General features: G+C 35.4%; 23 protein-coding genes. 12 read left to right on the top strand and 11 right to left on the bottom strand.

Features of this window, described 5'->3' with window-relative positions:
* Nucleotides 1–473: 473 nt before the first annotated feature.
* The 5 genes from leuC to leuB all read left to right on the top strand — a co-directional run bounded on the left by leuC (nucleotide 474) and on the right by leuB (nucleotide 6,036).
* Nucleotides 474–1,868: a 3-isopropylmalate dehydratase large subunit gene (gene leuC / locus ACRASX_RS06065; protein ID WP_432222758.1), complete on the top strand. Its 1,395-nt coding sequence runs from the start codon at nucleotides 474–476 to the stop codon at nucleotides 1,866–1,868.
* Nucleotides 1,869–1,898: 30 nt separating this feature from the next.
* On the top strand, nucleotides 1,899–2,285 hold the full coding sequence (locus tag ACRASX_RS06060; protein ID WP_066312677.1) for a GxxExxY protein: 387 nt from the start codon (nucleotides 1,899–1,901) through the stop codon (nucleotides 2,283–2,285).
* Nucleotides 2,286–2,411: 126 nt separating this feature from the next.
* Nucleotides 2,412–3,008, top strand: coding sequence for a 3-isopropylmalate dehydratase small subunit (leuD, locus tag ACRASX_RS06055; protein WP_066312675.1), 597 nt, complete (start codon nucleotides 2,412–2,414; stop codon nucleotides 3,006–3,008).
* Between the two features lie 381 nt (nucleotides 3,009–3,389).
* Nucleotides 3,390–4,904, top strand: a complete 1,515-nt coding sequence (locus tag ACRASX_RS06050) for an alpha-isopropylmalate synthase regulatory domain-containing protein (protein WP_432222757.1) — start codon at nucleotides 3,390–3,392, stop codon at nucleotides 4,902–4,904.
* Between the two features lie 70 nt (nucleotides 4,905–4,974).
* Entirely contained in the window at nucleotides 4,975–6,036 is a 1,062-nt protein-coding gene (gene leuB / locus ACRASX_RS06045; RefSeq protein WP_432222756.1) for a 3-isopropylmalate dehydrogenase, read from the top strand.
* Between the two features lie 110 nt (nucleotides 6,037–6,146).
* On the opposite strand, the gene ACRASX_RS06040 is transcribed toward leuB, so the two are convergent.
* Both ACRASX_RS06040 and ACRASX_RS06035 read right to left on the bottom strand, forming a co-directional pair.
* Nucleotides 6,147–6,506: an RNA recognition motif domain-containing protein gene (locus tag ACRASX_RS06040; protein ID WP_066312664.1), complete on the bottom strand. Its 360-nt coding sequence runs from the start codon at nucleotides 6,504–6,506 to the stop codon at nucleotides 6,147–6,149.
* A gap of 137 nt (nucleotides 6,507–6,643) precedes the next feature.
* Entirely contained in the window at nucleotides 6,644–7,141 is a 498-nt protein-coding gene (locus ACRASX_RS06035; protein ID WP_432222755.1) for a DUF6252 family protein, read from the bottom strand.
* A gap of 270 nt (nucleotides 7,142–7,411) precedes the next feature.
* Between ACRASX_RS06035 and ACRASX_RS06030 the strand changes: the two genes are divergently transcribed.
* The 6 genes from ACRASX_RS06030 to ACRASX_RS06005 all read left to right on the top strand — a co-directional run bounded on the left by ACRASX_RS06030 (nucleotide 7,412) and on the right by ACRASX_RS06005 (nucleotide 12,192).
* Nucleotides 7,412–7,966, top strand: coding sequence for a 30S ribosomal protein S16 (locus ACRASX_RS06030; RefSeq protein WP_066312658.1), 555 nt, complete (start codon nucleotides 7,412–7,414; stop codon nucleotides 7,964–7,966).
* A 14-nt stretch (nucleotides 7,967–7,980) separates the two neighbouring features.
* Nucleotides 7,981–8,505, top strand: a complete 525-nt coding sequence (gene rimM, locus ACRASX_RS06025; protein ID WP_066312655.1) for a ribosome maturation factor RimM — start codon at nucleotides 7,981–7,983, stop codon at nucleotides 8,503–8,505.
* A 42-nt stretch (nucleotides 8,506–8,547) separates the two neighbouring features.
* Nucleotides 8,548–9,255, top strand: coding sequence for a tRNA1(Val) (adenine(37)-N6)-methyltransferase (locus tag ACRASX_RS06020; protein ID WP_432222754.1), 708 nt, complete (start codon nucleotides 8,548–8,550; stop codon nucleotides 9,253–9,255).
* Nucleotides 9,256–9,361: 106 nt separating this feature from the next.
* Nucleotides 9,362–10,540, top strand: a complete 1,179-nt coding sequence (locus tag ACRASX_RS06015; RefSeq protein ID WP_432222753.1) for an acyl-CoA dehydrogenase family protein — start codon at nucleotides 9,362–9,364, stop codon at nucleotides 10,538–10,540.
* An 83-nt stretch (nucleotides 10,541–10,623) separates the two neighbouring features.
* A complete protein-coding gene (locus ACRASX_RS06010) occupies nucleotides 10,624–11,406 on the top strand; it encodes a DUF3050 domain-containing protein (RefSeq protein WP_432222752.1) in 783 nt (260 codons plus the stop codon).
* 48 nt (nucleotides 11,407–11,454) lie between these two features.
* Nucleotides 11,455–12,192 carry an SGNH/GDSL hydrolase family protein gene (locus ACRASX_RS06005; protein WP_432222751.1) on the top strand — a complete coding sequence of 246 codons (738 nt, stop codon included), beginning with the start codon at nucleotides 11,455–11,457 and terminating at the stop codon, nucleotides 12,190–12,192.
* 27 nt (nucleotides 12,193–12,219) lie between these two features.
* Here ACRASX_RS06005 and ACRASX_RS06000 read toward each other — a convergent pair whose 3' ends face one another.
* The 4 genes from ACRASX_RS06000 to ACRASX_RS05985 form a co-directional block, all read right to left on the bottom strand.
* Nucleotides 12,220–12,537, bottom strand: a complete 318-nt coding sequence (locus ACRASX_RS06000) for a 2Fe-2S iron-sulfur cluster-binding protein (RefSeq protein WP_066312641.1) — start codon at nucleotides 12,535–12,537, stop codon at nucleotides 12,220–12,222.
* A 66-nt stretch (nucleotides 12,538–12,603) separates the two neighbouring features.
* Nucleotides 12,604–13,080: a hypothetical protein gene (locus ACRASX_RS05995; RefSeq protein WP_432222750.1), complete on the bottom strand. Its 477-nt coding sequence runs from the start codon at nucleotides 13,078–13,080 to the stop codon at nucleotides 12,604–12,606.
* A 200-nt stretch (nucleotides 13,081–13,280) separates the two neighbouring features.
* Nucleotides 13,281–13,520, bottom strand: coding sequence for a NifU family protein (locus tag ACRASX_RS05990; RefSeq protein WP_066312635.1), 240 nt, complete (start codon nucleotides 13,518–13,520; stop codon nucleotides 13,281–13,283).
* Nucleotides 13,521–13,584: 64 nt separating this feature from the next.
* Complete coding sequence (locus ACRASX_RS05985) at nucleotides 13,585–14,712, bottom strand: P-loop NTPase (protein ID WP_432222749.1); 1,128 nt, start codon at nucleotides 14,710–14,712, stop codon at nucleotides 13,585–13,587.
* Between the two features lie 429 nt (nucleotides 14,713–15,141).
* Here ACRASX_RS05985 and ACRASX_RS05980 point away from each other — a divergent pair, with 429 nt between their 5' ends.
* Nucleotides 15,142–16,755, top strand: coding sequence for a L,D-transpeptidase family protein (locus ACRASX_RS05980; protein ID WP_432222748.1), 1,614 nt, complete (start codon nucleotides 15,142–15,144; stop codon nucleotides 16,753–16,755).
* 39 nt (nucleotides 16,756–16,794) lie between these two features.
* Here the strand turns inward: ACRASX_RS05980 and ACRASX_RS05975 are convergent, their stop codons facing one another.
* The 5 genes from ACRASX_RS05975 to ACRASX_RS05955 form a co-directional block, all read right to left on the bottom strand.
* Nucleotides 16,795–17,127, bottom strand: a complete 333-nt coding sequence (locus tag ACRASX_RS05975) for an MGMT family protein (protein ID WP_432222747.1) — start codon at nucleotides 17,125–17,127, stop codon at nucleotides 16,795–16,797.
* Nucleotides 17,128–17,143: 16 nt separating this feature from the next.
* Complete coding sequence (locus tag ACRASX_RS05970; RefSeq protein WP_432222746.1) at nucleotides 17,144–17,779, bottom strand: LysE family transporter; 636 nt, start codon at nucleotides 17,777–17,779, stop codon at nucleotides 17,144–17,146.
* A 30-nt stretch (nucleotides 17,780–17,809) separates the two neighbouring features.
* Nucleotides 17,810–18,487 (bottom strand): tRNA (guanosine(46)-N7)-methyltransferase TrmB, encoded by a 678-nt coding sequence (trmB, locus tag ACRASX_RS05965; protein ID WP_432222745.1) that lies wholly within the window; start codon nucleotides 18,485–18,487, stop codon nucleotides 17,810–17,812.
* A 143-nt stretch (nucleotides 18,488–18,630) separates the two neighbouring features.
* Nucleotides 18,631–19,140, bottom strand: a complete 510-nt coding sequence (locus ACRASX_RS05960) for a nuclear transport factor 2 family protein (protein ID WP_432222744.1) — start codon at nucleotides 19,138–19,140, stop codon at nucleotides 18,631–18,633.
* Between the two features lie 111 nt (nucleotides 19,141–19,251).
* Nucleotides 19,252–19,566: an HPF/RaiA family ribosome-associated protein gene (locus tag ACRASX_RS05955; protein ID WP_432222743.1), complete on the bottom strand. Its 315-nt coding sequence runs from the start codon at nucleotides 19,564–19,566 to the stop codon at nucleotides 19,252–19,254.
* Between the last annotated feature and the right edge of the window lie 50 nt (nucleotides 19,567–19,616).

The following is a 19,616-nucleotide window of genomic DNA, read 5'->3' as shown; positions in this document are numbered from 1 at the left end:
TTAAAAAACTCTATTTCAATTTATTTGAACGTCGTAGTATTGCCTTCTCAAAAATTCACATTTTAGGTCGTTTATTTTCTTGGCAATAAACGTAAGTCCAATGCGAAAACTGGATAAGATCCAATACATATATAAGATCACACATCGCTTTTCTGATTCAAGTAACAAAACACAACCTATGACAACTCCTTGTTTTATAGTGTTATAACATCAAATTCAACAAATAACAAAAATGGTTTTTACTTTAATTTAAACTGTTTAAGCTACAAACACACTCCTTGCACTTTAACTATTAGCACACTGTAAACAAACAAGTAACTTTTTGCCTTTTAAAAAACCCAAAAGCTTGGGTATCGTATAAATCGAAATATCGAAATTGACCACACTACATCTTTTTTTTACTTTTGAACTTCGATTATAATGACACCAATAGCACTGTGATTATAACAATTACAATTATAAAAATAAAAAAAATGAGTAAGACATTATTTGACAAAGTATGGGATTCACATGTTGTGCGTAAAATTGAGGATGGACCAGATGTGTTTTTTATTGATCGTCATTTCATTCACGAAGTTACTAGTCCAGTTGCATTTTTAGGATTAAAAACTAGAGGAATTACGGTTTTATATCCAGAACGTACTTTTGCTACTGCAGACCACAATACGCCTACTATCAACCAACATTTACCAGTTGAAGATCCTTTATCTGCCAAGCAATTAAAAGCTTTGGAAGACAATGCGAACGAATACGGAATTTCGCACTGGGGATTAGGACACAAAAAGAATGGAATTGTACACGTGGTAGGTCCTGAAAACGGAATTACTTTGCCAGGTGCAACTATTGTTTGTGGCGATTCGCATACTTCTACTCATGGTGCTTTTGGAGCTATTGCTTTCGGAATTGGTACTTCAGAGGTGGAAATGGTTTTGTCTACACAATGTATTATGCAGCCAAAACCTAAAAAAATGCGCATCAACGTAAATGGTACTTTAAGTAAAGGTGTAGGTCCAAAAGATGTTGCTCTTTATATTATAGCTCAATTGACTACTTCTGGTGGTACGGGATATTTTGCGGAATATGCTGGTGATGTTTTTGAAAACATGTCAATGGAAGGCCGTATGACAGTTTGTAATTTAAGTATCGAAATGGGTGCGCGTGGTGGAATGATTGCGCCAGATCAAAAAACTTTTGATTTCTTAGAAGGAAGGTTATATGCCCCAAAAGGTGACGATTGGACAAAAGCAGTTGCGTATTGGAAAACATTAAAAACTGACGCTGACGCAATTTTTGATACTGAGTTAAATATCGATGCAGCAGACATCGAACCAATGATTACTTATGGTACGAACCCAGGAATGGGAATTGGTATCTCAAAAAATATTCCAACTGCCAATCAAGTGCAAGGTGGAGCAGAAACATACAAAAAATCTTTGGCTTACATGGGCTTCAACGAAGATGATGTGATGATTGGAAAACCAATTGATTATGTTTTCTTAGGAAGTTGTACCAACGGACGTATTGAAGACTTTAGAGCTTTTACTGAAATCGTAAAAGGTCGCAAAAAAGCTGATAATGTTACGGCTTGGTTAGTTCCGGGTTCTCACGTGGTCGAGGCACAAATTAAGGAAGAAGGTCTTTTAGACATCTTAACTGAAGCTGGTTTTGTATTGCGTCAACCAGGATGTTCGGCTTGTTTAGCTATGAACGATGATAAAGTTCCAGCTGGAAAATATGCGGTAAGTACGTCAAACAGAAACTTCGAAGGTCGTCAAGGTCCAGGTTCTAGAACATTATTAGCGTCTCCAATTATGGCAGCAGCAGCGGCAGTTACTGGAAAGTTGACTGATCCAAGGGAGCTTTTCTAGAAATCGACCGCAAAGACACAAAGACGCTAGATGGAAAAAGAACAATACGAAGCAATTATAAAGCAAATTTTTCTCGCAAGTTTAGAAGTCCATAAAATAATGGGACCAGGATTATTGGAATCTGTTTATGAGGTGTGTCTTTTAAAAGAACTACAATTAAGAAATATAGTTGTAGTAAATCAAGTTTGTGTTCCCCTAAAGTTTAAAGGCTTTGACCTTTTTAAAGATTACAAAATTGATATTCTTGTTGAAAACGAAATAATAATTGAATTAAAAGCGGTCGAAGTTTTATTACCAGTCCACGAAGCTCAAATTATTTCTTACCTAAAACTAGCAAACAAAAAAATAGGATTGCTGATTAATTTTAATGTTCCAGTGATCAAAAGTGGATTCAGAAGATTTGTAAATAATTATTAAAGATTGACCGCAAAAGTCGCTATGACGCAGAAATAAATTAAAAATTGCGCTTTTGTGGTCTTCAATTCAAAAAAATAAAATAATAAAGCATTTGCGCCCTTGCGCCCTTGCGGTAAAACAAAAAAAATGGCATACGATAAATTTAATATTCTTACTAGTAGCGCAGTGCCGTTACCAATAGAAAACGTAGATACCGATCAAATTATTCCTGCTCGTTTCTTAAAAGCTACTACCCGCGAAGGATTTGGTGACAATTTATTTAGAGACTGGCGCTACAATGGTGACAATACTCCAAAAGCAGATTTCGTTTTAAACGACCCAACTTATTCGGGCAAAATCTTGGTTGGAGGAAAAAACTTCGGCTCTGGTTCTTCTCGTGAGCATGCTGCTTGGGCAGTTTACGATTACGGATTTAGAGCAGTCGTTTCAAGCTTCTTTGCTGATATTTTTAAAGGAAACTGTTTGAATATTGGTGTTTTACCCGTTCAAATTAGCCCAGAATTTGCTGACGTAATCTTTAAAGCTATCGAAGCAGATCCAAAAACGGAACTAGAAATTAATCTTTCTGAGCAAACGATTACTTTATTGGCAACGGGTCAAAATGAATCCTTTGACATCAATGGCTATAAAAAGAATAACATGCTAAACGGCTTTGACGATATCGACTATTTGCAAAATATAAAGTCTGACATCATCGAATTTGCGGAAAAGCAATTGATATAATTGCAGTAAACAACACACTAAACCGACTTTTATGGTTTTAAAATAGATTTTTTAAAACCGTAAAAGTCAATCACTAATTACCAAAATTAAGTATTTGGGCGTGACCCAGTTGGCAAAGTAGGCTATCAATTGTTGGTGCTATTTGCCTACTTTGTCAACGGCGTCGGGCTTTCACCGCTACAAGGTAGCCTGGCTCTATCCCTCACGCAAAACAGTGCACGGAATTCCATTTTGGAGCACAAAACAAACTAAAGTGCACGATCTAGCCCCGATAGCAGCGGCATCCTTTTGTTCCGACTTTTTTCGGGACAAAAGATACAGCGGATAGCGGGATTAGCTCCTACTAATTGACTGACTTAAAAAGAGCTTAAAGCTAAAAAGATGAGAAAAATTGAAATAATGGACACTACACTTCGAGATGGAGAACAAACATCAGGAGTCTCTTTTTCTGCTACAGAAAAACTAACTATTGCCCAATTATTATTAGAAGAACTCAATATTGACCGCATCGAAATCGCATCGGCGCGTGTAAGTGAAGGCGAATTTCAAGGCGTAAAAGGCATCATGTCTTGGGCCGAAGAAAAAGGATACAGCAACCGAATTGAAGTGTTGACTTTTGTAGACAACGGACTTTCGATTGAATGGATGAAAAAAACAGGAGCTAAAGTTCAAAATTTGCTCACCAAAGGTTCACTAAATCACTTAACGCATCAGCTCAAAAAAACACCCGAACAACATTTTTCTGAAATTGCACAAACAATTGCATTAGCGAAAGAAAACAACATTGAAACGAATGTATACCTAGAAGATTGGAGCAATGGTATGCGAAATTCTCCCGAGTACGTTTTTCAATACTTGGATTTTTTAACGAAACAACCCGTTAAACGAATTTTACTTCCCGACACGCTTGGTATCTTAGTTCCGTCGCAAACTTTTGAGTTTATTTCTCAAATTACATCGAAATACCCTACTATTCATTTTGATTTCCACGCACATAACGACTATGATTTAAGCATTGCCAACGTTATGGAAGCAGTAAAAGCCGGGATTAGTGGTTTGCACGTTACGGTAAACGGAATGGGCGAACGCGCCGGGAATGCACCGTTAGAAAGTACAGTGGCGGTAATTAACGATTACTTACCAGAGGTTAGCATCAATATCAAAGAAACAGCTTTGTATTCGGTTAGTAAGCTGGTAGAAACATTTACTGGTTATCGAATTCCAGCCAACAAGCCAATTGTAGGAGACAATGTTTTTACGCAAACTGCCGGAATTCATGCCGACGGTGACAATAAAAACAACTTGTATTTTAGCGATTTGCTACCCGAACGTTTTGGAAGAAAGCGCAAATATGCACTCGGAAAAACCTCTGGAAAAGCCAATATCGAGAAAAATTTACAAGAATTAGGCTTGCAATTGAATCCTGAAGATTTAAAATTAGTGACCCAACGTATTATCGAATTGGGAGACAAAAAAGAAACGGTAACCAAAGAAGATTTACCTTATATTATTTCGGATGTTTTGGACAGCCAAACTTACCAGGAAAGAATTATTGTGGAGTCTTACATGTTGTCTCACTCAAAAGGAATGCGTCCTTCGACTACTTTATGTTTAAAAATGGACGGAGAGAGCATCGAAGAACACGCCCAAGGCGACGGCCAATTTGATGCGTTTATGAATGCACTTACCAAAATCTACAAAAGCAAAGGCTTAACTTTACCCAAATTAATAGATTATGCTGTGCGCATTCCGCCAGGAAGTAGTTCGGATGCTTTGTGTGAAACTATTATTACATGGACGCACAATGAGAAAGAATTCAAAACCCGCGGATTAGATTCAGACCAAACCGTTGCAGCAATTGTTGCGACACAGAAAATGTTAAATGTAATTAATTAGAAAAGATTACTGGGTTGCTAAGTAAAAACTTAGAATATTAGAAACTATAAATAACTTTATATATAAAATAATGAAACTAAATATTGCTCTTTTAGCCGGAGACGGAATCGGACCAGAAGTTATCAATGAAGCTGTTAAAGTTTCAGATGCTATTGCAAAAAAATTCAACCATGAAATTACTTGGACACCTGCGCTTACTGGAGCATGTGCTATTGATGCTGTTGGAGTGCCTTATCCAGACGAAACCCATGAAATCTGTATGGCTGCCGACGCTGTTTTGTTTGGAGCAATTGGTCACCCAAAGTACGATAACGATCCTTCTGCACCTGTTCGCCCAGAGCAAGGACTATTATTAATGCGTAAAAAATTAGGTCTTTTTGCCAATGTAAGACCAACTTTCACTTTCCCGTCGCTAATTGACAACTCTCCTTTAAAAAGAGAACGCATTGAAGGAACTGACTTGGTTTTCTTAAGAGAATTAACTGGTGGAATCTACTTTGGAGAAAAAGGAAGAAGAGATGGTGGAGAAACTGCTTTCGACAATTGCGTATATACAAGAGCTGAAGTACAAAGACTTGCCAAAAAAGGTTTTGAATTAGCAATGACGCGTTCTAAAAAACTATGTTGTGTTGACAAAGCAAACGTGCTAGAAACATCACGTTTGTGGAGAGAAACGGTTCAGGCAATGGAAAAAGATTATCCTGAAGTTACAGTTTCTTATGAATTTGTTGACGCCGTAGCAATGCGATTGGTTCAATGGCCAAATACGTACGATGTTTTAATTACAGAAAACTTATTTGGAGATATTTTAACGGATGAAGCTTCGGTAATTTCAGGATCAATGGGATTAATGCCGTCAGCTTCTGTTGGAGAACACACTTCATTATACGAGCCAATTCACGGTTCTTACCCACAAGCAACTGGTTTAAATATTGCTAATCCGTTAGCCACAATTTTATCAGCAGCCATGATGTTTGAGGATGCTTTCGGTTTAACTGAAGAAGCTGCCGCAATTCGTGCTGTAGTAAATAAATCTTTAGAAGCTGGTTTCGTTACTGAAGATCTAGCTACAAAAGGAGCTACTGCTTACAAAACTAGCGAAGTTGGAGATTGGTTAGTTGCCAACCTATAAAAAAAAAAGAAAACTTACTTTGAACCTCTCCTTTGGAGAGGACGAAAAGTGATGAAACAAAAAAGGCGTCAATTTACATTGACGCCTTTTATATATTTTAGAAAAAAATATTAATATCCTCCTCTGTTACCACCACGGTCATTTCCACCACGGCTGTTTCCTCCACCATAACCACCGCGTGAATCTCCACCACGACTGTTATTGTTAAAGCTTCTTCTTTCGCCTTCTGGTTTCGGTTCAGATTTATTAACCACAATTGCACGTCCTTGAACAGTAGCACCGTTCAATTCGTCGATTGCTTTTTGAGCTTCGTCATCATTAGACATTTCAACAAAACCAAATCCTTTACTTCTTCCAGTAAATTTATCAGTAATAATCTTAACTGAATCAACTGCTCCGTAAGCCTCGAAAGACTCTCTTAAATCTGCTTCCTCAATACTGAATGGAAGGCTTCCAACAAAAATGTTCATATGTACTTATTTATAATAATAGAACAAATGTAATCTTATTTTTTCTGTAATCTACTATATATTAGATTATTTATGTTTTTATTATCACTTTAAAACCAAAAGCACTTGTGTAGCGTCCAAAGTTAAAAATCAAACCCTCAATTCTGATTATCAGCAGCTTTGGATATTGGAACTTTATAGAAAACACCTTCTGTGAACTGTAAATAAACCGCTTTTGCTTCTTCTGGTACGTCAATATTCTGCGCTAAAGCGTAGAATATAAAAGTTCCCGAAATCGTTTGCTGCACCAAGTCATAATTAGTAATCACAATTTTACCACTTGCCAAAGCCGCTGCAGTGGTGTAAAACATCTCTTTTTCTTTTTCAGAAGTACTAAACTCCGCAAAAACGGCAGCACCTTCTCCTAAAACATAAGTCCCCAATTCAATTGAGTTTAAATTCAATTGCATTTTTTCATATCCTAAAGATCCCTCTATTACAAGTTCTTCACTGTCATTTAAAGTTGCATTAAAATTGGTGGCGCGCCAAAACTGCTTGTCTTTTAAACCTTGAAAAGCGGGATTATTAAATTTAATATTTTGTTCGCAGGAGGCAAGCAAGAAGAGAAGCGTAACGGTTAACAAATATTTTTTCATGCTTGTATTTTTATTCTATTCATTAACGAACTATAAATATCCTCCTTTATTGCAAGCTGCTTTCACAATTTTAAGGAAGTTATGCTTTATAAATTACTACGTATTCCCTCAGCAAAACTAGAACTTTTACTGAAAAACGAAAGAATAGATAGTCTTAAATAAAACTCAAATATTTTAAAAGAGCAAACTAACTATCAATTCAGAATTAAATTATATCTTTGCACCCTTAATTAACAGAGGTCGAGTACCTCAAAATTTAATCATAAGATTATGTCAGTAAAAATTAGATTACAAAGACACGGTAAAAAAGGAAAACCTTTTTACTGGGTTGTAGCAGCTGATGCTCGCTCAAAAAGAGATGGTAAATACTTAGAGAAAATCGGTACTTACAATCCAAACACAAATCCTGCAACTATCGATTTAGATCTTGATAGCGCAGTAAAATGGTTGCACAATGGTGCACAACCTACTGATACAGCTAAGGCTATTCTTTCTTACAAAGGTGCTTTATTGAAACACCACCTTGATGGAGGAGTTCGTAAAGGTGCTTTAACTCAAGAACAAGCTGAAGCAAAATTAGCTACTTGGTTAGAATCTAAAACTGGTAAAGTAGATGCTAAGAAAGACGGTTTAACAAAAGCGCAAGCTGATGCTAAAGCTAAAGCTTTTAAAGCAGAACAAGATGTAAATGCAAAACGTATCGCTGCTGCTGCTCAAGCTGACGCAGATGCTATTGCTGCTGCAACTCCTGCAGAGGAAGTTGCTGAAGTTGAAGCTGAAGAAGCTCCAGCTGCTGAAGAAAATAACGAAGAAAAAGAAGCATAATTTTAAAAGCGGCTATGCGTAAAGAAGATTGTTTCTATTTAGGTAAAATCGCTAAAAAATTTAGTTTCAAAGGGGAAGTTCTAATCTATTTAGACACAGACGAACCAGAGTTATACGAAAACTTGGAATCAGTGTTTGTTGAATGCAACAAACACTTGGTTCCTTTTTTTATTGAAAATAGCTCATTACATAAAAACGATTTTTTACGCGTTCGCTTTGAAGATCTAACTACCGAAGAAGAAGCCGATGGCTTACTGAACAACGCTGTTTATCTTCCATTAACTACGTTACCCAAACTTACTGGTAACAAATTTTATTTTCACGAAGTTATTGACTTTGAAATCGAAGATCAACGTCTTGGTGTTTTTGGTAAAATTGTGGGCGTTAATGATACTTCTGCACAACCTTTATTTGAGGTTTTGAATGGTGAAGTTGAAATTTTAATTCCGATGATTGACCAGTTCTTAGTAAAAATTGATCGTGAAAACAAAAAAGTAATCATGAACCTTCCGGAAGGATTGGTTGAGATGTACTTATAACTATTATCAATTTATAATTGTTAATTATAAATTATCTTCCACATGTTTCAATTCAAACAATTTAGCATTCAGCAAGATAAAACTGCCATGAAGGTAGGGACTGATGGCGTTTTACTGGGCTCTTGGGCGCCAACTAATAACGTTACTTTTTCTGTTTTAGACATTGGAACAGGAACCGGTTTAATTGCCTTGATGCTCGCACAACGTTGCAACGCGCAACAAATCGATGCCTTAGAAATTGACGAAGAAGCTTATGAACAATGTGTCGATAATTTTGAAAATTCTCCTTGGGCAGATCGTCTATTTTGCTTTCATGCTGGTTTAGATGAGTTCATGGAAGAACCAGAAGACGAATATGATTTAATTGTTTCCAATCCACCTTTTTATTCTGAAGATTTTAAAACTACTGATGAGAAGCGGGATTTAGCTCGTTTCGAAGACGCATTACCTTTTGAAGATTTAATTGAAGCTGCCGATTTATTATTATCCGAAAACGGAATATTTGCAGTTATCATTCCTTTTAAAGAAGAACAACGTTTTATAGCTCTTGCATTTCAGTTTGAATTATATCCCACAAAAATCACTAGAGTAAGAGGAACTTCCAAATCTGAAATTAAACGAAGTTTATTGGCATTTAGCCGCATAGAAAAATCAAATTATCCTCTAGATGAATTGGTTATAGAAATCACAAGGCACAATTACACTCCTGAATATATTGAATTGACTAAAGATTTTTATTTAAAGATGTAAATCGTCTTTAGGTATAAAATTCAAATCTAATAATGTTATTTTATAACAATCAAACTGTCTTTTGTTGTATTAATTCTCTAAATTTACTTTTAGAAAACTAACAATCATGAAACCAGACCTATTTCAAGCTCCCGATTATTATAACCTTGACGATTTACTTACCGAAGAAAATAAATTGGTTCGCGACTCCACACGTTCTTGGGTAAAGAGAGAAGTTTCTCCCATTATCGAAGAATTTGCTCAAAAAGCAGAATTTCCTAAACAAATTATTAAAGGTTTAGGTGAAATTGGTGGATTTGGCCCTTATATTCCGCAAGAATACGGAGGCGCTGGACTGGATCAAATTTCCTATGGTTTAATTATGCAAGAAATCGAACGCGGAGATTCTGGTATTCGCTCTACTGCATCTGTACAGTCTTCTTTAGTAATGTATCCAATTTGGAAGTACGGCAACGAAGAGCAACGAAAAAAATATTTACCTAAATTGGCAACCGGTGAACTAATCGGCTGTTTTGGATTGACCGAACCTAATTATGGTTCTGATCCTGGCAGCATGCTTACTAATTTTAAAGATGCGGGAACACATTTTGTTTTAAATGGTGCAAAAATGTGGATTTCTAACGCTCCATTTGCTGATATTGCTGTAGTTTGGGCAAAAGATGAATCGGGTAGAATTCATGGTTTAATTGTCGAACGTGGAATGGAAGGTTTCACCACGCCAGAAACGCACAACAAATGGTCGCTTCGTGCGTCATCCACAGGAGAGTTGATTTTTGATAATGTAAAAATTCCAAAAGAAAATATATTGCCGAATAAATCGGGACTTGGCGCACCGCTCGGCTGCTTGGATTCAGCAAGATACGGAATTGCTTGGGGAGCGATTGGAGCAGCAATGGATTGCTACGATACGGCTTTGCGCTATGCCAAAGAGCGAATTCAATTTGACAAACCAATTGCGGGTACCCAATTGCAGCAGAAAAAGTTGGCCGAAATGATTACTGAAATCACCAAAGCACAACTGCTTACTTGGAGATTAGGCGTATTAAAAAACGAAAATCGAGCAACAACAGCACAAATTTCAATGGCAAAAAGGAACAATGTTAACATGGCAATTCAAATTGCAAGAGAAGCGCGACAGATTTTAGGTGCGATGGGAATTATTGGAGACTACTCCATCATGCGACACATGATGAATTTAGAAAGCGTAATTACGTATGAAGGAACACATGACATTCATTTACTAATTACAGGGATGGATATTACCGGAATTCCAGCCTTTAAGTAGCAACTATACCATCATATAAAAATTCGATACTAAAAGCTTCTCCAAAATGAGAAGCTTTTTTATATTTACAAAAAACCCAACCTATGAATATTGAAGCCATAAACAACAGCATTCAGACTCAAAAAGCACTTTTAGAAAGCCACAGCGCATTTGGCAAAATACAACAGCTGGAAGATTTACAGTGCTTTGTAGAACATCATATCTATGCGGCGTGGGACTTCATGTCATTACTAAAGGCCTTACAAACAAAACTTACGTGCGCAACAACACCTTGGTTTCCCACAGAAAATGCCCAAGTTCGCTATCTAATAAACAAAATGGTATTAGCCGAAGAAAGCAATTATGGCGACAACGAACTAGGCATGAGTCATTACGAAAGCTATGTTAAAGCCATGGACTGTTGCAATGCGGACACTACTGGAATCAATCATTTCTTATCTGAAGTACAATCGCTACACAATATCTTTGTTGCAATTAAACGAAGTAACTTGCATCCCAGCATTAAATCTCTATTAGATTTTACTTTCAGAGTTATTGAAGAAGGAAAAACACACGAGATTGCAGCAGCTTTACTTTTTGGAAGAATTAATCTATATCCGACTGGATTAATAGCAACAACAAAACGATTTCAGCTTAACAATCCTGTAACTAAATTAGCTCCATTGGTTTCCCATTTCGAAAGAAATAATATAATAGACAATACTCAATTGGAGGCAGATCTGACTCAAATACTAATTGACTTGTGTGGCAACGATGTGGTCAAGTGGAATGAGGTACAAGAAATTGCCGTTCTCGCTGTAGAAAAACAACTGGAATTATTGGCAGCGATTGAAGAACACATTTTAATGAAAAGCGAACTGGTTTAAAACCATCATTAACTTTTCTACGTAATTATTAGTATAAATCACTAAACTATGAAACTACGCCTACTTACTTTACTTGTTTTTTCGCTAAGCACACTTTCTTTTGGCTGCAGTTCAAATGACACAGAAGTCACGACTCCAGTGCAAACAATACAACCACCAACTAATTTAACTGGCAAAACCATTTCATACTTGGCCTTGGGAGACAGCTATACTATTGGCCAAAGCGTATGCGAAGCGTGCCGATTTCCAGAGCAACTAAAGAGTAATTTATCGAATTCTTTTATTGGCGCTAACTTTCCCCTACAAATAATTGCAAAAACAGGCTGGACAACTACTAATTTATTACAAGCAATACAAGCTGAAAATTTAGAAAATAATTTCGATTTAGTTACTTTACTAATCGGAGTTAATAACCAATATCAAGGACAAGACTTTGCTATATACCAAGAGGAATTCCCAAAGTTGGTCAGCAGGTCAATTGCATTAGCCAAAGGTGTAAAGTCACATGTTGTGGTTATTTCCATACCGGATTACTCTTACACCAAACAAGGTGAAATTTCACAAAATCAAAATAAGATTTCGAAAGAAATTGATCAATACAACACTTTTGCGAAGCAATATTGCGACGCAAACAAGATTGCCTTTGTAAACATAACTGACATTACTAGAAATGGATTAAATGAACCTAATCTAGTCGCTACAGACGGACTGCATCCTTCTCAACAGGCCTATAGCTTATTTATAGATCGCATGTATCCAGAAATTATCAAAGCGTTACAAAATTAAAAAAGCGAGATTAAATCTCGCTTTTTACTAATATTCTGGAGCTAGTTCTAACTCTAAACCTTCTAAGTATTCGGTGATTGGTATTTGACACCCCAATCGGCTATTTGATTTTACATAAAATGCCTCAGACAACATCGCTTCTTCATCATCTCCTTTTTCTGGTAAAGCCACATCATTCAAGACATAACATTGACAAGATGCACACATGGCCATTCCGCCACAAGTTCCTTCAACAGGAAGCTCATAAGCTTTACACAATTCCATTATATTCATAGCCATATCTGTCGGCGCTTGCAATTCATGCACAACACCTTCACGGTCTTTAATCTTTATAAGTACGTCCATTCCAAATAATTATTTTAAATATTCTGTAAAATTCTATGGATGCAAAAATACGCTAACTTTTAAAAACTAGCTATTATTTGGTTTGAAACTAAAAGCATATTCTTTATTATTGTTTTTCTCTTTCACCTTTAGCCCTACAACGTATCCTTTTTCTAAGAAAGTAAGGACTATAAAAGTCGAATAATAATCGCTACCTGATTGAAAAATCAAAACACCCTCGTAAGTATTGCTTACGATTCCTTTTTTATCAGTTTGTGAACTAACTTTTCGTTTATTTTCGAATGTAGCACTGGTATAAGTAGCTTTGTCTGAGAAATTAGCTCTGCTGTCACATAAGTCTCTAAGAAAATCGTAGTTGGTTATTCTTGCATTTCCTTCTTCTGCTGTTGTAGAAACAACAATTTGACCTTGATATCGAAAGCTTGACCACTCTTCGCCAGTAGTAACCCATGCTTTATCAACATATAGGTTTTCGGCTGTCCTTTGGCCATAACATATAGTCGTAAAAAGTACTGCGACTATTATTTTGTAAAAATTATTCATAATGAAATAGGTTTTGGGGTTAGTGGCCAAATTTAACGATTTGATAACAAGAACCCCAATCTATTTTCACAATTATTTAATGACTTTTATTCGATTTTAATAAAAAAAAGAACAGAAAGGCAAAAAAAATACTAAAAAGCAGGATGATAGCATATTCTTTTGAAGAAAAACAATATACCTCTATTCTAATTTAATTCAATTTAAAAAACATTAACCACGGTTTCTACCTGCGGTGCATATTTTTTAATGGTAGTTTCCACACCTGCTTTCAAAGTCATTTGGTTGACACTGCAACTAATGCAAGCGCCTTCCAAACGCACTTTTACGTGCTTATCATCTTCAATTGAAACAAACGAAATATCACCTCCATCTGAATTCAGAAATGGTCTAATTTCTTCGAGTGCCTTTAAAACATTAGCAGTTATTTCTTCTGTTGTCATAATTTATCATTTCTATTAAACGCAACTCTTAAAAAGATTTTAATACGAGTTGCGCATCAACCTATTATTTTTTCACTGCAGAACAACCTGCCATTGTAGTTATTTTAATCGCCTCGGTTGCAGGAAGACTTTCGTTTCTGCTCACCACCTCTTGTACCACATTACGCGTAATATTTTCAAACACCTTTTCGATTACTGAACCCGTTTGTAAAGCTGCTGGTCGACCGTAATCTCCCGCTTCACGAATAGATTGTACAATAGGAACTTCACCCAAAAACGGAACCTCTAAATCTGCAGCTAAATTTCTAGCTCCTTCTTTTCCAAAAATATAATATTTATTTTCTGGTAATTCTTCAGGTGTAAAGTAAGCCATATTTTCGATGATTCCTAAAACAGGAACATTGATGGTATCTTGCATAAACATTGCTACTCCTTTTTTAGCATCTGCCAAGGCAACAGCTTGAGGTGTACTAACCACTACCGCACCAGTAATAGGTAAAGATTGCATGATTGACAGATGAATGTCTCCCGTACCTGGAGGTAAATCGATTAGCATGAAATCTAATTCTCCCCAATCTGCATCAAATATCATTTGATTTAGTGCTTTAGAAGCCATCGGTCCTCTCCAGATTACCGCTTGACTTGGCGACGTAAAGAATCCAATAGAAAGTATTTTAACTTCAAAGCTCTCAATAGGCTTCATTTTTGATCTGCCGTCTATTTGAATAGAAATCGGTTTTTCATTCTCCACGTCGAACATCATTGGCATGGATGGCCCATAAATATCCGCGTCTAAAACTCCAACTGCAAAACCCATTTTAGCCAATGTAACCGCTAAATTTGCTGTTACAGTAGATTTTCCTACTCCACCTTTACCAGAAGCAACAGCAATAATATTTTTTATCCCTGGAATTGCTTTTCCTTTAATTTCTGGTTTATCTGAAGCTTCAATTTTAATATTCACTTTTACTTTCGCATCAGCGTTAATAAATTCAGCAATTGTTTTCTTTATGTCGTCTTCTGCACGTTTTTTAATATGCATCGCTGGAGTATGCAAAAGCAAATCTACAACAACCTCATCTCCAAAAGTGACCACATTAGTAACGGCGCCACTTTCGACCATATTTTTACCTTCGCCTGCAACTGTAATACGCTCTAAAGCTTTAAGGATTTCTTTTCTATCTAATTTCATTTCAGATACATTTTTGGATTGAGCTTTAACACTCAAATTATATTTAATTCAATTATTTTAAGATTGTAAAGATACGGTTTTCCGTTGTTATTTATATTGCTTTTAAGTTGGATTTATACATTAGAAAAGAAATAAAAGACCAAATCGTCCTCTTTTAAAGTCGTTTTAGGCACGAAAAATGCATAGTTAAAAATGACTCACTATAAAATAACGAAAATTCTTTAATCTTTTTATACAATTTCAGCGCTGGTTTACACAATTAAAATGCCGAAACAAAAACATTCAATTACTTGAAGATTAAGTCATTAAAACACCTTAAATCATTGTTTATAAAGCAATATAGTAGTACTTTTATTTAAATATTGCAGGAAAGATTTTTAGAGCCCCAAATTAACACAGAACCTACAATCTAACTCTAAAATGAAAAACATGAAAAATATTACTTTTGCAATGGCATTTGTACTGTCATTATTCTTATTGACACCTATTAAAGCCATTAAGGCCGAGAATAGAAATACGAGTTATTTACTTAATGAATTCTCTACTGAGAACAAAATCAAAAGAGATTCTGTATTTTATGTCACAGTTACTGGTTTTGATACATTTTTTAGAAAATATCCAAAATTTAAAAAATACAGAAGTATTACCGAGAATTTGTACACGGCCAGAAATTACAGCACCATTTGGTACGATGATAGAAGTATTGACGAATTGGGCCATTTACTATATGCCAAATTTCAGTCGATGCAGAATGAATTTGGATTAAAATCTAAGATTCCGTATAAAGAAGAAATCGATCAAATTTTTAATGAAACCGCTGCACAAAAACCATCCAAAATGAATGCTGAAATTTTGTTGACGTGCATGTACATTTACTATGCCGACAAAGTGTACGACGGTCTTGATGAAAAAAAGGTAAAAGAGTTGGGTTGGTACTTACCAAAAAAAGAGATTTCTTATGAGAAAATACTAGATTCGTTATTAGTTCAGCCTAACTTACTTAATGAAAATAACAATGTTTTATTCAGTCAATATTACAAACTAGAAGAAGCTTTAAAAAAATATAAAGCCATTGAAAAGAAGAAAGACTGGCAGCCCATACATACCGATAGCATTTACAAAGACTATAAACCTTTTGACAGTGCTACTACACTTGCGCAAGTTCGCCACCGCTTGTATATTCTTGGCGATTTAAAAGAAGATTCTAAAAAGAATTTGTACGATGAAGAAATGATGGCTGGCGTTTTAAATTATAAAAAAAGAAATGGACTCACCTTGAATTACAAAATTACACCGGAACATATTCGATTATTAAATACTCCAATTGAAAAATTGATTGAGACCATAATGATCAACATGGAACGTTGCAGATGGATTCCGCCTACTTTAGAGAAACAAGAACAATATGTAATGATCAATATTCCGTCATTCAAATTGAGTTATATAAAAGATGGAAAACGCGAGCTCGAATCGAATGTTTTTGTTGGAACTAGAATGAATGAAACTGTTATTTTTAGTGGAAACATCGATCGCATTGTCTTTAGTCCGTATTGGTACATTCCGAAAAGTATTATAGAAAATGAACTGAAGTTTAAAGCATCACAAGATCCCGAATATTTAGAAAAACAAAATATTGAGGTAAAAAAAGGAATCTACAGACAGAAACCTGGACCTGATAATTCTCTAGGATTAGTCAAGTTCTTATTCCCTAATCCAAATGATATTTACATGCACGACACCCCTAAAAAGAGCTTGTTTGCTTTGGAAAGTAGAACTTTTAGCCACGGGTGCATTAATGTTGAAAAAGCAAAAGAATTGGCTGAAAAAATGTTGGAAAATGATCCAAAATGGTCGGTTGAAAAAGTAAATGAAGCGATGGGCGGTATAGAGGAAGTACCGTATATAATGGAAAAAACAGTACCAATTTATATTGGATACTTTACCTCTTGGGTAAGCGACAATGGTGAAATTAATTTTTTCTCAGATATTTACGACCGCGATCAGCGTTTGTACAAATTATTATATAACGAGGAAGAAATTTAGAAGAACTCCAGTTCTTAACAAAATCAGATTACTAATTATTTAATAGTCCGATTTTATTTCTGGTTGCCAGAAAAGTAATTTAAAGTCCACCACTTGATTATCGGTAACTTTCACTCCTTCGCTTTCTAATAATTGTTGCATTAAATTGGTTCCATCAAAGTGCATTTTTCCGGTGAGTAGTCCGTTTCTATTCACCACACGGTGCGCAGGCACGTCTTCGCGGTTGTGCGATGCATTAAGCGCCCAACCGACCATTCGTGCAGATCGTGCTGTTCCTAATGCTTTGGCAATCGCACCAAAAGAACTCACTCTCCCGTACGGAATTAATTTGGTGATGGTATACACACGTTCAAAAAAACTTTCGCTTTCCATTGCTACAATTTTAGACTTATTCGAAATAGTATTTCGCAATATTGATTAAGGTCAAAAATGCCACCACTCCAGTTATTGTGCCGATGATAATGTTCATGTTTTCTAAAATAGAATCTGTTTTTTTTTCAATTTTGCGAAACAAAAAAATATAAGTATAAAAAGCTACAAACGAACCTAAAACGGCACCGCTAACAAAAATAGTAATGTAATTGGTTTCGAAAGAAATAAGATGGTAAGAAGCTAAGGTGATACTAACAAACACATAATAAGGTATTGGAAAGAAATTTAGCGCTGAAAGCAGCATTCCTAAGAAGAAACGTCTTTTTTTAGATCGATGATTGTTTTTAGATTCTTTTAATTTCGGCTTTTTTGCGATTCCCAGAAAGTAAATAGTTAACATAGTAAAAATAACAAATCCGATTTCGCGCAATAAAATTACCAAATCTGGTCTAGCATTAATAGATCTAGCAAAAAAAATAGCAAGCGACACTTGAAAAGTAATGACTAAAACCGCTCCTAAAACAAAAGAAACAGCATTTTTTTTACCTTCTTTTAAATTCACTTTCGCTGCTGTCATATTGATTAATCCCGGCGGAATAATACCAATAAAAGCAGTTACAAAACCTAAAAACAAAGGAACTAAAAGCGTCATAGAAGCCGTTTCGCAGATTAATTGAAAGAGTTACATCTTGATTTTAAAACGAATATACGTAATCGCTTTGTTTATTTCTAAATATTGTTTTTCGTAAAACGTCTGAAAAGCAGTAACTTCCTCTGGACTTCCTTCGTTTACGTATACATTGTGATTGGCGTATAAAACCTCATGACCTTCGCCGTGCAAAAGACCAAGTGTGTATCCGTGCATGAATTCACTATCCGTCTTTAAGTTTACAACTCCGTCTTTTTTAAGGATTTTTGTATATAATTTTAAAAACTCCGAATTGGTCATACGGTGTTTGGTACGTTTGTATTTGATTTGTGGATCTGGAAAAGTAATCCAAATTTCATCCACTTCATTTTCTGCAAAAATATGATTGATGAGTTCGATTTGAGTTCGAACAAAAGCAACATTATTCAAACCTGTATCAACAGCAGTTTTTGCACCACGCCAAAAACGCGCGCCTTTAATGTCAATACCTACGAAATTTTTATTTGGATAACGTTCAGCCAATCCTACCGAATACTCTCCTTTTCCACAGCCCAATTCAATTATAATTGGATTGTCATTTTTAAAAAAATCTGAATTCCATTTTCCTCGAAGTGAAAATTCATTACTAACAACTTCTTCTCTACTTGGCTGAAAAACGTTAGTAAATGTCTCGTTTTCTCTGAATCGCTTTAATTTATTTTTACTCCCCACTTTTTACAAATATTTGCGCAAAATTAAGCAATATAAACGAACCGACGTCACGCGAATTTAAAAATGAGAAAAAGGGAGCTTAAAAACAAAGAAAACAAATTGAAACCTGCTATTTAATCATCACTAATATTAGAGGTTTTATTTTATTTTTGAGACTTAATGCTTTCTGTAACTAAATTCTCTAGAGGTGTTTTTATAGCCACAACAGCTTTCACATTATCGTTAGGAATAGTCATTGATAAAACATAATGCTGAATTTTCCATAGCTCACCCACTTTTACAAGAACACCAGAACCTCGACAAATTTTCATTTGCGTATCTAATAATTCATCAAACCAAGCCGTCTCTCCTGATTTCGAAACATACACATTTCGCTCTAGCGAAGTAAAATTCCAGGTTTTACCGAGATCAAAAAATGGTTTCGCAAACGTTTTAAATGCAGCTACACTCCAGTATTCGGTCGCATCTGTCCCAATAAAAATAGCGTCAGCAGTCATCATTTTAAAATAAAGATCAAAATTAGCTTCTTCAGCCGCTTTATGCCAAGCATCAATGGTTTCGTTAATTTGCCCCTTAGCTGTTTGATTATTAGCCGTAGCAGTAATCGAGACAAAAAATAGCAGTGTAAAAACTGTAATTATTTTAATTTTCATCGGCATAATATTTTAGTTAATCAAAAAGTATATTCTTTTCTGAGGTCTTTCTCTAAAACAAAATGGCGCTATAAGATAGCGCCATTTCAATTGTTATAAATCGAATCGATATTAATGTGTTTTTTGTTTTTCGAAAGTTGTAGTTAACGTTTTTCTCATTTTATCAATTGCTCCATGAAACGCTTTCTCTACAGAGTCTGCAGTATCGGTAACAACAATTGGTTGCATATTTACGGGTCTCGCTTCAATTAGACAACGTTTATCATTTCCTCCAGCCTTATCTCCGTTTACATCACCTAAATGCACTTCTATTCTAGTAATTTTAGATTCGAAACGAGACAATGATTTTTCAATTTCTGTAGAAAAATAAGCTTCTAAACGCGCGTGTCCTTCTATATGTTTATCTGTGTTAATTTGTACTTTCATAAAAATAGTTTTTAATTGATTGTCTCTCAAAGTTACTTAATTTTCGTTCT

The sequence above is a fragment of the Flavobacterium sp. TMP13 genome, from assembly GCF_050847115.1.
Lineage (GTDB): Bacteria > Bacteroidota > Bacteroidia > Flavobacteriales > Flavobacteriaceae > Flavobacterium.
This window is presented reverse-complemented; position numbering and strand designations above follow the sequence as displayed.

Coding starts and splice junctions, on each gene's coding strand:
- leuC (WP_432222758.1), top strand. CDS start 474: ATGAGTAAGACATTATTTGACAAAGTATGGGATTCACATGTTGTGCGT.
- ACRASX_RS05980 (WP_432222748.1), top strand. CDS start 15,142: ATGAAAAATATTACTTTTGCAATGGCATTTGTACTGTCATTATTCTTA.
- ACRASX_RS06035 (WP_432222755.1), bottom strand. CDS start 7,141: ATGAAAAAATATTTGTTAACCGTTACGCTTCTCTTCTTGCTTGCCTCC.
- ACRASX_RS06050 (WP_432222757.1), top strand. CDS start 3,390: ATGAGAAAAATTGAAATAATGGACACTACACTTCGAGATGGAGAACAA.
- ACRASX_RS06060 (WP_066312677.1), top strand. CDS start 1,899: ATGGAAAAAGAACAATACGAAGCAATTATAAAGCAAATTTTTCTCGCA.
- ACRASX_RS06030 (WP_066312658.1), top strand. CDS start 7,412: ATGTCAGTAAAAATTAGATTACAAAGACACGGTAAAAAAGGAAAACCT.
- leuB (WP_432222756.1), top strand. CDS start 4,975: ATGAAACTAAATATTGCTCTTTTAGCCGGAGACGGAATCGGACCAGAA.
- ACRASX_RS05970 (WP_432222746.1), bottom strand. CDS start 17,779: ATGACGCTTTTAGTTCCTTTGTTTTTAGGTTTTGTAACTGCTTTTATT.
- ACRASX_RS06040 (WP_066312664.1), bottom strand. CDS start 6,506: ATGAACATTTTTGTTGGAAGCCTTCCATTCAGTATTGAGGAAGCAGAT.
- ACRASX_RS06000 (WP_066312641.1), bottom strand. CDS start 12,537: ATGGACGTACTTATAAAGATTAAAGACCGTGAAGGTGTTGTGCATGAA.
- ACRASX_RS05985 (WP_432222749.1), bottom strand. CDS start 14,712: ATGAAATTAGATAGAAAAGAAATCCTTAAAGCTTTAGAGCGTATTACA.
- ACRASX_RS06020 (WP_432222754.1), top strand. CDS start 8,548: ATGTTTCAATTCAAACAATTTAGCATTCAGCAAGATAAAACTGCCATG.
- ACRASX_RS06010 (WP_432222752.1), top strand. CDS start 10,624: ATGAATATTGAAGCCATAAACAACAGCATTCAGACTCAAAAAGCACTT.
- ACRASX_RS05955 (WP_432222743.1), bottom strand. CDS start 19,566: ATGAAAGTACAAATTAACACAGATAAACATATAGAAGGACACGCGCGT.
- ACRASX_RS06005 (WP_432222751.1), top strand. CDS start 11,455: ATGAAACTACGCCTACTTACTTTACTTGTTTTTTCGCTAAGCACACTT.
- ACRASX_RS05960 (WP_432222744.1), bottom strand. CDS start 19,140: ATGAAAATTAAAATAATTACAGTTTTTACACTGCTATTTTTTGTCTCG.
- leuD (WP_066312675.1), top strand. CDS start 2,412: ATGGCATACGATAAATTTAATATTCTTACTAGTAGCGCAGTGCCGTTA.
- ACRASX_RS05990 (WP_066312635.1), bottom strand. CDS start 13,520: ATGACAACAGAAGAAATAACTGCTAATGTTTTAAAGGCACTCGAAGAA.
- ACRASX_RS06015 (WP_432222753.1), top strand. CDS start 9,362: ATGAAACCAGACCTATTTCAAGCTCCCGATTATTATAACCTTGACGAT.
- ACRASX_RS05975 (WP_432222747.1), bottom strand. CDS start 17,127: ATGGAAAGCGAAAGTTTTTTTGAACGTGTGTATACCATCACCAAATTA.
- ACRASX_RS05995 (WP_432222750.1), bottom strand. CDS start 13,080: ATGAATAATTTTTACAAAATAATAGTCGCAGTACTTTTTACGACTATA.
- rimM (WP_066312655.1), top strand. CDS start 7,981: ATGCGTAAAGAAGATTGTTTCTATTTAGGTAAAATCGCTAAAAAATTT.